The organism is Arthrobacter sp. JCM 19049, from assembly GCF_001310435.1.
This window is the reverse complement of record NZ_BAXF01000039.1, coordinates 1-12,322: the sequence shown is the minus strand read 5'-3', so window position 1 is coordinate 12,322 and position 12,322 is coordinate 1. Positions and strand designations below refer to the sequence as shown.

The window sequence follows — 12,322 nt, the reverse complement described above, 5'->3', positions numbered from 1 at the left end:
CCCGGGAGCAAGGTCAGCCTGGTCATCTCCTCCGGCCCGAGCCAGCCCCGAGCCGACCGAAGCCACCTCCTCGGCACCGGCCGAGACTTCCTCCCCTGCCGCCGCCCCTCCTCCTCGCCCACCGCATCGGCCACGGAAGATAACTGATGAACGAACAGTCAGTGCTTCCGCCGGGCGTGCCCGACCTGGTGGCTGGGCGCTACGAGCTGCAGTCGCTGATCGGGCGCGGCGGGATGGCGGACGTGTACCTGGGCATGGACCGGGTGCTTTCCCGGAAGGTCGCCATCAAGCTGCTGCGCCCGGACATGGCGCGCGATTCGATGGTGGTGGCGCGCTTTGAGCGTGAGGCCAAGGCGGTGGCCGGGCTCAGCCACCCGAACATCGTGGGCGTCTACGACACCGGGGTCATCCCCGCCGGGGACACCCGGTCCGATGAGCTGCCCTACATCGTGATGGAGTACGTCACCGGGCGCACGCTGCGCCAAATGCTGAAGGAAGAGCGGATCGAACCCGAGTTCGCCGTGGACGTGATGCACGGGGTCTGCCAGGCGCTGGAGCACTCGCACGCGAACCACGTGGTGCACCGGGACATCAAGCCGGCCAACGTCATGGTCACCGACGACGGGCACGTCAAGCTCATGGACTTCGGCATCGCCCGGGCCGTGAACGACTCCTCGGCCACGATGACCCAGACCGCCGCGGTGGTGGGCACCGCCCAGTACCTCTCCCCGGAGCAGGCACGCGGGGAGATCGTGGACCACCGCACCGACATCTACTCCGCCGGCTGCCTGCTCTATGAACTGCTGGTGCACGAGCCACCCTTCACCGGGGACTCCCCGGTATCGGTGGCGTACCAGCACGTCGGCGAGGACCCGGTGCCGCCCAGCGAGGCAAACCCGGACGTTCCACAGATCTACGATGCTGTGGTGCTCAAGGCGCTGGCCAAGGAACGCGACGACCGTTTCGACTCGGCCGCGGACCTGTCCCGGGCCCTGGACGACGCGTTGCACGGCATCCCCTACCAGGACCCGCAGCTGGCCACCAGCACCCAGCCCACGGTCGCCCTCTACCAGGAGCCGACCCAGGCGATGGACGCCGAGGCCGCCGCATACGATGCGTCCGCCATCCGTCCGCCCACCGACGAGCACCCGGTGTTCGCCAGCCGCCAGCAGCTGCACGACGCGACCCGGCGGCACAAGTCCAACCGCGGCATGTTCTGGCTGATCTCCATCATTGCCGCGATCGCGGTGATCGTCGCTGGCTTCATGGTCTACCGGATGGTCCAGCTGGACCAGGAGCGCAACGCCCCGGTGGGCATCCCGAACGTGGAAAAGCTCTCCGAGGAGGAAGCCACCGCCCAGCTGACCGCGCTGAACCTGAACGTGCAGGTGGAGCACGAATACAGCGACGCCGTCGACGAGGACCTGGTGGTGCGCACCGACCCGAAGAGCGGTGCCTCGGTGCCCAAGGAAAGCCTGGTGCGCCTGTACATCTCCGACGGCTCTGAACAGCGCACCATCCCGATTCGCTGGCAAACCAGACCGAGGTCGCCGCGCGCGAGGCACTGCGTGAAGCCGGGCTGGAAGTTGGCGAAGTCACCAGGATCAACCATCCAAGCATCCCCACCGACTGGGTGGTGCAGACCAGCCCGGAAATGGGTTCCAAGGTCAAGGTCGGCTCGCAGGTAGACCTGATCCTGTCCACCGGCAAGGTCACCGTCCCGGATGTCACCGGGTCCAGCCTGGATGACGCCAAGGCGAAGCTCGAGGCCGATGACCTCGGCCTGAAGGTGCAGTACACCTATGAGGAGAGCAGCGAAGCCGTCGACACCGTGCTCGAGCAGTCCTCCGGCCCGAACGAGGATGTGGAACAGGGCAGCACCATCCAGCTGACCATCGCCCGGGCGGCCGCCTCTTCCAGCCCTTCGCCGGATGAATCGGATGAGTCCAGCGAATCCCCCAGCGAGAGCCCTTCGCCCTCGGCCAAGGAGGACTAGCTCCCTGTCTCCCGCCCCGGTCGGGAGGCTACGCGGAGAAGAGCGGGCTGAGTCCGTCGGCTTTGGCAGCGGCTCCCTCGAGCCCCACAAACTGCAGCCAGTTGCCCAGCATCAGGTAGCCATCCTGGGTCAGCACCGATTCCGGGTGGTACTGCAGCCCCCATAGCGGCGCGGTCCGGTGCGCCAGACCCATCACTACCCCGTCCTCGGTTTCGCAGATGATTTCCAGTTCCTGCGGGATCGTGGAGCGCACCGCGGCCAGTGAGTGGTAGCGGGTTGCCGTGAACGGGTTGGCCACCTGCGCGAAGACCGGATGCTCAGCATGGCGCACCAGCGAGGTCTTGCCGTGCATCAGCTGTTCGGCGTGGGTCACCGTGCACCGTAGGCCTCGGCGAGGGCCTGATGCCCCAGGCAGACCCCAAGCATCGGCTTGTTGTGCTCGCCGCACCATTTGATCAGTCAATGCTGACCCCGGCCCCGGCCGGATCCCCCGGCCCAGGCGAGATGAGCACCCCGTCATGCTCCTGGGCCAGCGCAATGGCTCCGGAAAGGTCCCGGTCGTCGTTGCGGATGACCGTGGTCTGCGCCCCCAGCTCCTGCAGGTATCCGACGAGGGTGTAGACAAAGCTGTCGTAGTTGTCGATCACCAGGATCTTTGTCGCACTCACAGTATCCTCAAACCAATCGTCGACTCGGTAAAGGGGCTGAACTGGCTCAGCCACGGGAAAACATACACCATCAGTAATAGTACGACTGCGGCAATCAGAATCAGTGCCTGGATGACGCGAAACCACAGCGGTCCGGGCAAATTACGAAAAATCCATGAATACATTTCCTACCCCTAGCTCGTGGCGTCCTTGACCAAGTTCCGGATCTCCTCGGGAGGCCCCGCGTCCAGCGGTCGCCAGCTGGTCAGTTCTGAGTAGGCGATGATGCGTTCACGGGTGGTGAACGGCGGATGACAGCTGGTCATGGTCAGGATCGAGGTGGTCGGTTCGGCTCCGTACTCGTGGGGCACCGGCAACAGCACTTCTCCGGCGCTGGGCGGGACGATCTCGGTTTTGCGCCAGGTGTAGGTGTAGTACCCCTGCCTGGTCTGCAGGTAGACCTTGTCGCCGTCCCCGAGCTTGTCGATGTCCCAGAAAACCTGTCCGTGCGTCTGGCGGTGGGCCGCGACCGCGAAGTTGCCCTGCTCCCCCGGCTTCTGGGTCGTGGGATAGTGGCCGATGCCCACGCTGTCGATCACATCGCTGCCCACTCCGTTGGTGACCGGATGATGCGTTCCATTTCGGCCAAACTGCGGAAAATACATGATTCCGAAGGTCTCTGCATCGGCGATCTCCGTAACGGGGGCCGGGCCGTAGTCCTTTTCATCCACCGTCTCGGGGATGTTCACTTCGCCCAGGCTTTGCACCAGCTCACCGGTGGCCTGCTTCTGCGCGTGGGCCGAGTCAATATTCGTCCACCATAATTCCCACACAACGAAGAGCATCAACACGATTCCGAGGGTGATCAGCAGTTCCCCGAAAAACCCGAGCAGACGATTGCCCACGCTGACGGGCCGGCGGTCGGTTCGGCGTCCGGGCCGGGTAAGCGTTCGGTTCAAAGGGGCGGTCCTTAGCACGGGATACTTGGAGCAAAGTTGTTCGCATCATAGCCAGTTAGCCCCCGCGGGAAGCGGCGCAACGGCTAGTATGGAAGCTACGCGAAGTATGGATCGTCTTGTCGGTGATACTTCGTTCCTAAGACTACCGGGAACGCCGTGGCGAGTCCTGTTTAATACAATGAGCTGATGAAGCTAGGGAGCTATACATTGCCGGAATCGAAGCGTCGCACGAAGAAGCCCCAGGCCGCCGCGGAGCGCGCGGCGCGCAGCGCTGAGAGCCCGAATCCGGTTTGGTACAAGCCGGTAATGTTCGGGCTGATGCTCCTTGGCCTGGTCTGGGTCATGGTGTACTACATTTCGCAGACGCTCTTCCCCATCCCCAACATTGGTGGCTGGAACATCGTGATCGGTTTTGGCATTGCCATGATCGGCTTTTTCATGACCACAAATTGGAAATAGTTTCCGCGACACCGCTGTGGTCCGCAGCTTAGACAGCCTAAAGCCCGGCGGCCTGTGCCGCGGACATCAGAATCCGACCGAAACTGTCCAGTGCCCGCGAACCCATGGACCACCGTTGCCAGTACAGCGGCACCTCAATGCTCCATGCATCGTCAAGACGGTGCAGCTCAGGCAGCTGCCGCAGCTGCAGTTCCGGCAGCATCCCCCAGCCCATACCTGCCTCAATTGCCGTAGCATAACGCCACGAATCCGGGACGTAGTGCGTCGCCACTCCGTCCCACGTTGACTGTCCGGTCACTCGTCCACGCAGCTGGGCTTGCAGCGGATCGTCGCGATCAAAGATCACCACCGGGGCCACCGCCAGCCAGTCACGTGGCGCCATCCCGTCTCGGCGGGCAATGAACTCCGTTGATGCCACCGCCCAGTAGCGCATGGTTCCCAACTTTTGCACCGCGCATCCTTGCACCGCATCGGCGCTGGTCGTCACCACCCCACTGACCTCGCCCTTCCTCAGCAGTTCCGCGTTACGGTGCTCATCTCCCTGCGCAAATCACAAATGAGGTCCTCGCGGCGACCCAGTTCCCGCAGAACGTCGATGAACCAAGTTGCCAGGGAATCGGCATTGACGCCAATGGTGATCCGTTGGGGCGTTTCCGCATGCTCCCCTTCCCCCAGATGCGCGTTCAGCTCTCTGCCCAGGGAGACGATCTGGCGCGCGTAGCGCAGCACCGTGACACCGGGCTCGGTGGGCCGCACCGGCTTACTACGCAACACGAGAATGGTCCCGGCCCGTTTCTCCAGTGCCTTCATGCGCTGACTCACCGCTGAAGCGCTGATCCCCAGGTCAATAGCGGCGCCATCGAAGCTGCCAGCCTCGATGACCGCCAGGAGAGTCTCCAGCTGCTCAAAATCGAAGTTCACATTAGCAACTCTAAAGTGTCCTAAGACTTTTAAGTTCGACAACAGTTCTGGGGTTTTTCTACTGTTGCTACATGCTTGTTACACCTGCCTGTTGGGCTTCGGCACCGGACTGTCGCTCATCGTCGCGATCGGCGCCCAAAATGCCTTCATCCTGCGCCAGGGAATCACTCGTCAGCACGTTTGGGTGGCGATCATCATCTGCATGCTCTCGGACATTGTCCTGATCTCTGCGGGTATTGCCGGCCTGGGTGCCCTGATAGAGCGCGCGGAATGGATCATGAGTGCGGCACGCATAGGTGGAGCACTTTTTCTGGCACTCTATGCCCTCTTCGCGCTACGCCGCGCGCTCTCTCCCACGAGCATGGCTACCAAGAACTCCCCCAGCGAATCCTCGGCATGGAGAGTGGCGTTGACCACCCTCGCCCTCACCTGGCTCAACCCTCACGTCTACGTTGATACTGTTCTGCTCTTGGGTTCTATCGGCAACTCATTTGCCGGTGCCCGTTGGCAGTTTGGTGCTGGTGCCATCGTCGCCAGCTTGGTCTGGTTCATGGCCCTCGGTGTTGGCTCGCGTTATTTGGCGCGCATCTTCGCCAAGCCACGCGCTTGGCAATTGCTCGACGGGTTCATCTGCCTGTTCATGCTCTACTTTGGGATCCGCCTGATCCTCCCCCTGTTCTAGGCGGAAAATCCCGCCCCGAGCCGCCGGCGACATCCTCCTTGCCTAATAGGCGGGCGATTTGATTGCGCAGTTATCAACAGCTCTCCACATCTATCCACAGCACCTGTGGGAATCTTTCGCGACAACTTGTTCACAAAGTTATCCACAGCTGGGGAGAAGTCCGTCGGCGCCTCCTCCAAAAGAACCGAAAACCCGGGGATCCCGGGAAGTGGAGGGAGAGGAATTACACGCCTGTAAGTTATTAACAGTGTGGATTACCGCTGTGGATACGAGCACTTTGAGTCACCAGAAGTCCATATAAGTACATGTCAGCCTTGAGTCGTTTAAAAATTCGAATCAGGCGATCCGAATGCTTCCATGCTCGGAAAACGTGAATCTACAGGCCCTGTTTAAAAGTTATCCACAGGTGTGGAGATTCCTGTGTAAAATAGTTGAACGTCTGCCCTCCAGCCCCGACAACAAGGGGATCCAAGGCATCTAACAACCCGGTTCGGCTCGGGAATTACATGTGTGTAAGTTATTAACAGTGTGGATAAGCAGTGTGGATAAGGCACTGGAGTAGTGTTCGAACTAGGCCAGTGGAAAACGAACGGTCACCGCTGCCAGATAGAGTATGCCCGTTACCACCACGCTGAGAATACCGAGCAGAACAAATTGCAAGGTCGTCCGCTGGGATCCCTTGGGGATAAGCACGATGGACGCTGCGGCAGCTAGGCCAAGCACTGCTCCGCCTAGATGGCCTTGCCAGGAGATTCCGGGCACCACGAAGCCCATAACGACATTTAGCAGTAGGACAATTCCCATTTGGCGCAACGCGGTCCGGTTGGTACGGAAAACCACAAACAAGGCCAGGAACAAACCCGAGAGCGCTCCCGATGCACCCAATGTCGCAGTGTACGGGTCACTGAGAAGCAAGACGCCCAGAGAACCACCCAAGGCAGAGAGGAAATAGAGCCAGCCATAGCGCATGCGTCCAAGACGCGGTTCCAGCAGCACCCCGCAGATATACACGCCGTACATATTCATGGCGATATGCAGCAAAGACCCCTGCGAGTGGGCGAAAGCGCTGGTCAGTACACGCCAGGCTCCCAGTAAGCCAGTGCGCCGACGAGCACTATTTGCTGCGTGAAATTGGGGATGACCCATTGCAGGACATATATCAGCAAATTTACGCCGATCAGGGTGTAGGTCACCACCGGTTTTGCACTCGAGCGGGCGGTCCCACCAAACTCGGTCTTCGCACTGGGTATGGCCCTGTTGGCGTTGCGGACACACTCAATGCATTGCACCCCTACCGGGGCAGAGACCTGGCACCGTGGGCATACTGGTCGCCCACATCGATGGCAGGAAACGTAGGAGATCTGGTCTGGATGCCGGTAGCACGTCGGTACCTGCGTTGATTCCGGTGAGACTTGCCCGTAGGACATGGGGGTGTTCCTCAGATATTTAGTGTTGGGGAAGCGGCGGGGACGTTAAAGGTATGGGCTCCGACCGCCACTTCACTGGCGACCGGAGCCCGCGGCGTCGATGACGCGAAGATCCTAGAGGGTCTCGATATCGATCGAATCGATGACGACGTCCTCAAGCGGCTTGTCACGCCCGTCGGTGGCCACTGCGTTCAGCGAGTCAACGATCTTGCGCGAGTCCTCGTCAACAACCTCACCGAAGATGGTGTGCTTGCCCTGCAGCCAGGTGGTGGGAACGGTGGTGATGAAGAACTGGGATCCGTTGGTTCCACGACCCATGCGAATGCCGGCGTTCGCCATGGCCAGCTTGTAGGGCGCGTTGAAGTCCAGCTCAGGTTGATCTCGTCATCAAACTGGTAGCCGGGGCCGCCAAAGCCCTGGCCCAGCGGATCGCCGCCCTGAATCATGAAGTCGGAAATGATGCGGTGGAAGATCGTGCCGTTGTACAGCGGGGTATCGGTCTTTTTATCGCCAGTTTCGGGATGCACCCATTCCTGCTCACCGGTGGACAGTCCCACGAAGTTCTTCACGGTCTTCGGGGCGTGGTTGCCAAAGAGGTTGACGACGATGTCGCCTTATTGGTGTGGATTGTGGCTTTATGCGTTGCAATTGCGGTCATGCTCCTTATTCTCCCACGTTGAGACCGGCGACCGCCAAAGACACCTGTACGCGTTGAGTGAAAAACGCCGTAAAGGCGTGGTCTGGCGATTCCCGCATGGTGCGACAGGGAGAAAGTGCATAGGCTGGATGAGTCGAAGGTCTTCCATTGGGCCAGCGCGTGGCCTAGCTAAAGGAGTTCACATGGAAAAGAAGAAGTTCGGGTTCGGCAAGTTCATGATGATCGGTGTGCTCGCCGCGGCCGTTGCAGCGTTAGTAGCGGTGTGGAAGGCGTCAAAGCCGATTGAAGACCCCTGGCAAATGCCGGCCCCTTCGACTGAGCCGCAGTCTCCGGTGGCAAAGTCCACGGAAGCCGAGACCGAAGACATTCGCAAGCTGGCGTCCGAATAGCAAAAAAGACCAAGCCAAGCACGTGTATTCCTTTAAGGGAATGCACGTGCTTGACTAGTTTTACGGTGATTCGAGGGGCACAGTGGGTGGCTCGGGCTTGGCTTGTCCGCGGACCACGAGAACTAGGCCGCCGAGGATCACGATCAGGCCCAGAATGGTTCCGGCGGGCACGAGCTGGCCGATCATCAGCGCCGCGATGAATGCCGCACCGGGGATCTCGAGCAAAATGAGAGTCGAGACCGTCAGTGGACCGAGGATGCTCAGCAAATGGTTTAGGGCCGTATGACCCAGAAGCTGCGAACACACGGTGAGCGCGACGATGCCAAACCATCCCCAGGCGTCAAAACCCCAGATCCGCTCCCCGGCCAGGAGGCAAATCGCCAGCAGTACCAGGGAGGTCACGGCATAGCAGACCGATGCATAGGCACCGGTTGACATTGTCCGCCGCGCCACCGACCCGCTAGGGTATATGCTCCTGCAAGCATTCCTCCGAGGATAGCCAGAAGGTCACCGAGAATGGCCTCACGCCCCTGCCCGAGATCAAAACCGGTGATGATCACGACGCCGGTGATGGACAGCGCAATTCCCAGGAACACCATGCGGGTGTAGCTAACTCCCCGCAACCGTTGGAACACCACAATCCAGACACCCTGGATGCAGACCAAGGCCGTTGCGGCAGCCACCGAGGTCATGCGCACTGCGTACATGAAGCAGACGAAGTGCAAAGCCAAGCAGACTCCGGCGATGGAGCAAAAGGCCCATTCGCGTCGACCCATGCGGCGAAACGAGGTCGGATCCCGGTGCAGTGTCGGCGCCACCAGCACCGCGGTGGCGCCGAAGTTCCGCCACAAGGCCATCGCCAAGACGGGAACACCGGGAAACGCCGCAATCAGTGGGCCGGAGGCGGAGACTCCCAGGACGCCTACGATCACAAGAAGGATGGTCACCAATCAAGGCTACATTTCCGTGCCGCTGTTGGCCGCCTCGCGAGTCCTATGTTGCCGCAAGGTGCTGTAGCCGCCTGTGGCCGGCTAGTTCTTGGAGGCGCCTGCTGCCTCGGCGTTCTGGCGCCGACGTCGCCAGAACGCGGCCACGAGCTCCTGAGAGGTTGTGCCAGACGGAGAACACCGCGCCTGGAAGAGCGGCTTCAGGGGAGAAGTACTGGGTTGCCAATCCGGCGGCCAATCCCGAGTTCTGCATTCCCACTTCGATGGATACGGTGCGCTTGGACCCCTCGGGCAACCGTAGTGCGGCTCCGACTCCATAACCCAGCAGCAGTCCTGCCGCGTTGTGCAGGACCACCGCAACCAGCACCAGCAGTCCGGCCTGCAAAATGGTCTGGGCGCTGCCGGCAACGATGATGGTGACCACGAACGCGATCGCCAGTACGGAAACCCAGGGCAGGGCCTTGAGGACGGCTTCCACCGCCCGGTTGAACAGCAACCGGATGACCAGGCCCAGCAGGACCGGAATCAGCACAATTTGAACTACGGTGCCGGCCATCGACCCGGCAGCCACCGGCAGGTACTGCCCGGCCAGCCAAAGCGTGAGCAGGGGAGTGAGCAGTGGTGCCAGCAGGGTGGAGATACTGGTCATGGCCACGGACAGTGCCACATTGCCGCGTGCCAGGTAGGTCACGACATTGGAGGCGGTGCCGCCGGGGGCACAGCCGACCAGGATGACGCCGGCGGCCAGCGCGGGATCCAGGCCCAGCAGCGCGGCGATGGCCCAACCCACCAGCGGCATGATGACAAACTGGGCGCAGACCCCGCCCAGCACCGGAAGCGGATGACGCAGCACCATCCGAAGTCCGGCAGGGTCAGGGTCAGTCCCATGCCGAACATGATCACCATCAGCAGCGGATTAATCAACGGGGACAGCGGCTGGAAGGCTGCGGGCATCAGCATGCCGGTCAGCCCGCCAAGCAGGATCAAGGCCGGAAAGAGCAGTACCGCGGTGCGTGCACTGCGGGTTTCGTTTTCCTGCGCGGCATCAGCGGTATATGGGTCGTGCGTGGGCATGTGCAATATCATGGCACGGCGGTGCACGAACGCGAAGTTCATCCCGGGGAGCCGAGCGGTTCATGAAGCGGCCATATGCGCCTTCCACGATGGGTGGCGTGAAGGTTAGCATCGTTGCCGAATCGTTCCTGCCCCACACCAACGGAGTCACCAATTCGGTGCTGCGCACCCTGGAGCATCTGCGGGCCACCGGCCACGAGGCCGAGGTGATCGCCCCTGCCGCCTCCCAGGCGCTGCAGCGTCGCGGGAGGGGAGTTCCGGGGCAGTACTGCGGCTTTCCGGTACGCACCCTGCCTCTATGTCCCTGGCCAGCTATCCCAGCGTCCGGTTGGCCGCTGGCCCGGTCGGGGTGTTGCGCCGCATGTTCCACGCCTCGGCCCCGGATGTCGTCCACCTGGCCAGTCCCTTCGTGCTGGGCTGGCGGGCACTGCGGGCGGCGGGGGAGCTGGGCCTGCCCACCGTGGCGGTCTACCAGACCGAGGTGCCGGCCTATGCCCGTCCGTACCGCGTGCCCTGGCTCGAGGCCCGGCTGTGGGAACATGTGCGGGCCATTCACCTGGCGGCGGACCTGACCCTGGCCCCCAGCACGTTCTCCCGTTCGCAGCTGCAGCAGCTGGGGGTGGGACGCGTCAAGCTGTGGCGCCGGGGCGTGGACACTGCCCTATTCACCCCGGTGCGAAGAAACGAGCAACTGCGGCAGCGCCTGGCGCCCGGCGGACAGCGGATCATCGGCTACGTGGGACGCCTGGCAGCGGAGAAGCAGGTCGGCGACCTGCGGGTACTGGCTGGCCTTCCCGGCACGCGGCTGGTGATCGTCGGTGACGGGCCGTTGCGTGAAAGCCTGCAGCAGCAGCTGCCCGGTGCCGTTTTCCCCGGCTTCCTGCGCGGCATCGAGCTGGCCGAGATGTTGGCCTCCCTGGATGTGTTCGTGCACCCGGGGCAGTCGGAGACCTTCTGCCAGACCATCCAGGAGGCCATGGCCAGTGCGGTTCCGGTGGTGGCGGTTGGACGCGGGGGACCGGTGGACCTGGTCTCTTCCTCGCACAACGGCTGGCTGTATCAGCCCGGGAACCTGGTGCAGCTGCGTTCCCAGGTGGCCGATCTGATCTATGATGACGCCAAGCGCGCGGCGTTCTCCGCAGCGGCGCTGGAAAGCGTCCAGGAGCGCTCCTGGGGCCGCATCGGGGATCAGCTGCTCGGCCACTACGTTGCCGCCGCAGAGCACGCATGGACGGGCCGCTGAGCGTTTTCTCCTGGCAGGCGCCGGGAACCTGGCGTGGTTAAAGCAAAAATCCCATCCGGTGTGGGATGGGATTCTATGTGCTGGTGGAGGTAAGGGGACTCGAACCCCTAACCCTCTGCTTGCAAAGCAGATGCGCTACCAATTGCGCCATACCCCCGCAGATCAGGATACCTTGTCGGTGACCTGCTGCCAGGTCTCCTTGGTTTCCGAAGAACCCTTGGCCTTCTTGATCAGAACCGCTGCAGCGGCCGCGATCGAGCCGAGAATCAGGATCTTTTTCATTTTCCCTCTTTCCCAGTGGCAAGGTTTCCGTGGGCGTACCAAGACTTGAACTTGGGACCTCTTCGTTATCAGCGAAGCGCTCTAACCGCCTGAGCTATACGCCCTTGCCATTCCCTTCGGAACGAAATAAAACATTACCGGGGTTTTGGCCCGGACACAAATCGAGCCCTGGTGGCATCCATCACAGATCCCTCCAGGGCTCGAAAAGCGCGTTGCGGTGCGTGTTTAGTCGTCGGTCAGGGTGACTCCGACGCCGCCGACCAGCGAGGCAGCGATGTTGTACAGGACCGCGCCCAGCATCGAGAGCACTGAAATGACCACCACGTTGACCACCGAGAGAATGGTGGCGTAGGAGGCGACCTGGCCCAGCGAGAACGCGTCACGCAGGTCAAAGCCGCTGTCGGCCCCGATCGCGTCGCGCATCAGCTGGTTGAAGCTGTCGAACGTGCCGGTCAGATCCAGCACCGCCCAGAACGCCACCGCGGCCACCACGGTGACCACGCCGAAGGCGACCGAAAGCAGGAAGGCGAGCTTGAGCACCGAGAACGGCTCCACCTTCGACACCAGCAGCCGGGCCTTGCGCACTTTGGCCTTCGGAGCCGGACGCACCAGCTTCTCCTGGCTGCCGGCCGGTCGGG

General features: G+C 62.0%; 15 protein-coding genes, 2 tRNA genes and 3 pseudogenes. 6 read left to right on the top strand and 14 right to left on the bottom strand.

Going from position 1 to position 12,322, the window contains the following annotated elements; translation table 11 throughout:
- Positions 1-146: 146 nt before the first annotated feature.
- Positions 147-1,688 (top strand): Stk1 family PASTA domain-containing Ser/Thr kinase, encoded by a 1,542-nt coding sequence (gene pknB, locus JCM19049_RS03645; protein WP_054820830.1) that lies wholly within the window; start codon positions 147-149, stop codon positions 1,686-1,688.
- Complete coding sequence (locus JCM19049_RS03640) at positions 1,580-1,996, top strand: PASTA domain-containing protein (protein ID WP_279402401.1); 417 nt, start codon at positions 1,580-1,582, stop codon at positions 1,994-1,996. Before pknB ends, JCM19049_RS03640 begins: the two co-directional genes overlap by 109 nt.
- Positions 1,997-2,024: 28 nt before the next feature.
- Here the strand turns inward: JCM19049_RS03640 and JCM19049_RS03635 are convergent.
- Together JCM19049_RS03635 and JCM19049_RS03630 are read right to left on the bottom strand one after the other, a co-directional pair.
- Positions 2,025-2,664: pseudogene (locus JCM19049_RS03635) on the bottom strand (aminodeoxychorismate/anthranilate synthase component II).
- A gap of 173 nt (positions 2,665-2,837) precedes the next feature.
- Positions 2,838-3,548 carry a class E sortase gene (locus JCM19049_RS03630; RefSeq protein WP_279402399.1) on the bottom strand — a complete coding sequence of 237 codons (711 nt, stop codon included), beginning with the start codon at positions 3,546-3,548 and terminating at the stop codon, positions 2,838-2,840.
- 261 nt (positions 3,549-3,809) lie between these two features.
- On the opposite strand from JCM19049_RS03630, the gene JCM19049_RS03625 reads away from it, so the two are divergent.
- Positions 3,810-4,061: a cell division protein CrgA gene (locus tag JCM19049_RS03625; protein ID WP_054820827.1), complete on the top strand. Its 252-nt coding sequence runs from the start codon at positions 3,810-3,812 to the stop codon at positions 4,059-4,061.
- 37 nt (positions 4,062-4,098) lie between these two features.
- Here the strand turns inward: JCM19049_RS03625 and JCM19049_RS03620 are convergent, their stop codons facing one another.
- Together JCM19049_RS03620 and JCM19049_RS03615 are read right to left on the bottom strand one after the other, a co-directional pair.
- Complete coding sequence (locus JCM19049_RS03620; protein WP_279402398.1) at positions 4,099-4,551, bottom strand: hypothetical protein; 453 nt, start codon at positions 4,549-4,551, stop codon at positions 4,099-4,101.
- 20 nt (positions 4,552-4,571) lie between these two features.
- Positions 4,572-4,982, bottom strand: a complete 411-nt coding sequence (locus JCM19049_RS03615) for a LysR family transcriptional regulator (protein WP_279402397.1) — start codon at positions 4,980-4,982, stop codon at positions 4,572-4,574.
- Positions 4,983-5,073: 91 nt separating this feature from the next.
- Between JCM19049_RS03615 and JCM19049_RS03610 the strand changes: the two genes are divergently transcribed.
- Positions 5,074-5,664, top strand: a complete 591-nt coding sequence (locus JCM19049_RS03610) for a LysE/ArgO family amino acid transporter (RefSeq protein ID WP_279402396.1) — start codon at positions 5,074-5,076, stop codon at positions 5,662-5,664.
- A 570-nt stretch (positions 5,665-6,234) separates the two neighbouring features.
- Here the strand turns inward: JCM19049_RS03610 and JCM19049_RS03605 are convergent.
- From JCM19049_RS03605 to JCM19049_RS03595, 3 genes and pseudogenes are all read right to left on the bottom strand, one after another.
- Positions 6,235-6,705, bottom strand: a complete 471-nt coding sequence (locus JCM19049_RS03605; RefSeq protein ID WP_279402395.1) for a rhomboid family intramembrane serine protease — start codon at positions 6,703-6,705, stop codon at positions 6,235-6,237.
- 29 nt (positions 6,706-6,734) lie between these two features.
- Positions 6,735-6,857, bottom strand: coding sequence for a hypothetical protein (locus JCM19049_RS18435; protein WP_279402394.1), 123 nt, complete (start codon positions 6,855-6,857; stop codon positions 6,735-6,737).
- A gap of 348 nt (positions 6,858-7,205) precedes the next feature.
- A pseudogene (locus JCM19049_RS03595) lies at positions 7,206-7,749 on the bottom strand (peptidylprolyl isomerase).
- 182 nt (positions 7,750-7,931) lie between these two features.
- On the opposite strand from JCM19049_RS03595, the gene JCM19049_RS03590 reads away from it, so the two are divergent.
- Entirely contained in the window at positions 7,932-8,138 is a 207-nt protein-coding gene (locus JCM19049_RS03590) for a hypothetical protein (protein WP_054820821.1), read from the top strand.
- A gap of 60 nt (positions 8,139-8,198) precedes the next feature.
- Here the strand turns inward: JCM19049_RS03590 and JCM19049_RS18430 are convergent, their stop codons facing one another.
- The 3 genes and pseudogenes from JCM19049_RS18430 to JCM19049_RS03580 all read right to left on the bottom strand — a co-directional run bounded on the left by JCM19049_RS18430 (position 8,199) and on the right by JCM19049_RS03580 (position 10,159).
- On the bottom strand, positions 8,199-8,576 hold the full coding sequence (locus JCM19049_RS18430; protein WP_279402402.1) for a hypothetical protein: 378 nt from the start codon (positions 8,574-8,576) through the stop codon (positions 8,199-8,201).
- On the bottom strand, positions 8,537-9,070 hold the full coding sequence (locus JCM19049_RS18425) for a DMT family transporter (RefSeq protein WP_279402400.1): 534 nt from the start codon (positions 9,068-9,070) through the stop codon (positions 8,537-8,539). The genes JCM19049_RS18430 and JCM19049_RS18425 overlap by 40 nt, the downstream gene beginning before the upstream one ends.
- A gap of 99 nt (positions 9,071-9,169) precedes the next feature.
- A pseudogene (locus JCM19049_RS03580) lies at positions 9,170-10,159 on the bottom strand (bile acid:sodium symporter family protein).
- 298 nt (positions 10,160-10,457) lie between these two features.
- Between JCM19049_RS03580 and JCM19049_RS03575 the strand changes: the two are divergent.
- A complete protein-coding gene (locus JCM19049_RS03575) occupies positions 10,458-11,402 on the top strand; it encodes a glycosyltransferase family 1 protein (RefSeq protein WP_279402393.1) in 945 nt (314 codons plus the stop codon).
- An 81-nt stretch (positions 11,403-11,483) separates the two neighbouring features.
- On the opposite strand, the gene JCM19049_RS03570 is transcribed toward JCM19049_RS03575, so the two are convergent.
- The 4 genes from JCM19049_RS03570 to JCM19049_RS03560 form a co-directional block, all read right to left on the bottom strand.
- A tRNA-Ala gene (locus tag JCM19049_RS03570) sits at positions 11,484-11,559 on the bottom strand.
- A 5-nt stretch (positions 11,560-11,564) separates the two neighbouring features.
- Complete coding sequence (locus JCM19049_RS18420; protein ID WP_212743898.1) at positions 11,565-11,684, bottom strand: DLW-39 family protein; 120 nt, start codon at positions 11,682-11,684, stop codon at positions 11,565-11,567.
- 30 nt (positions 11,685-11,714) lie between these two features.
- Positions 11,715-11,788, bottom strand: a tRNA-Ile gene (locus JCM19049_RS03565).
- A gap of 121 nt (positions 11,789-11,909) precedes the next feature.
- Positions 11,910-12,322: DUF3566 domain-containing protein (locus JCM19049_RS03560; RefSeq protein ID WP_054820820.1), on the bottom strand; the 413-nt coding region annotated here is incomplete at its 5' end.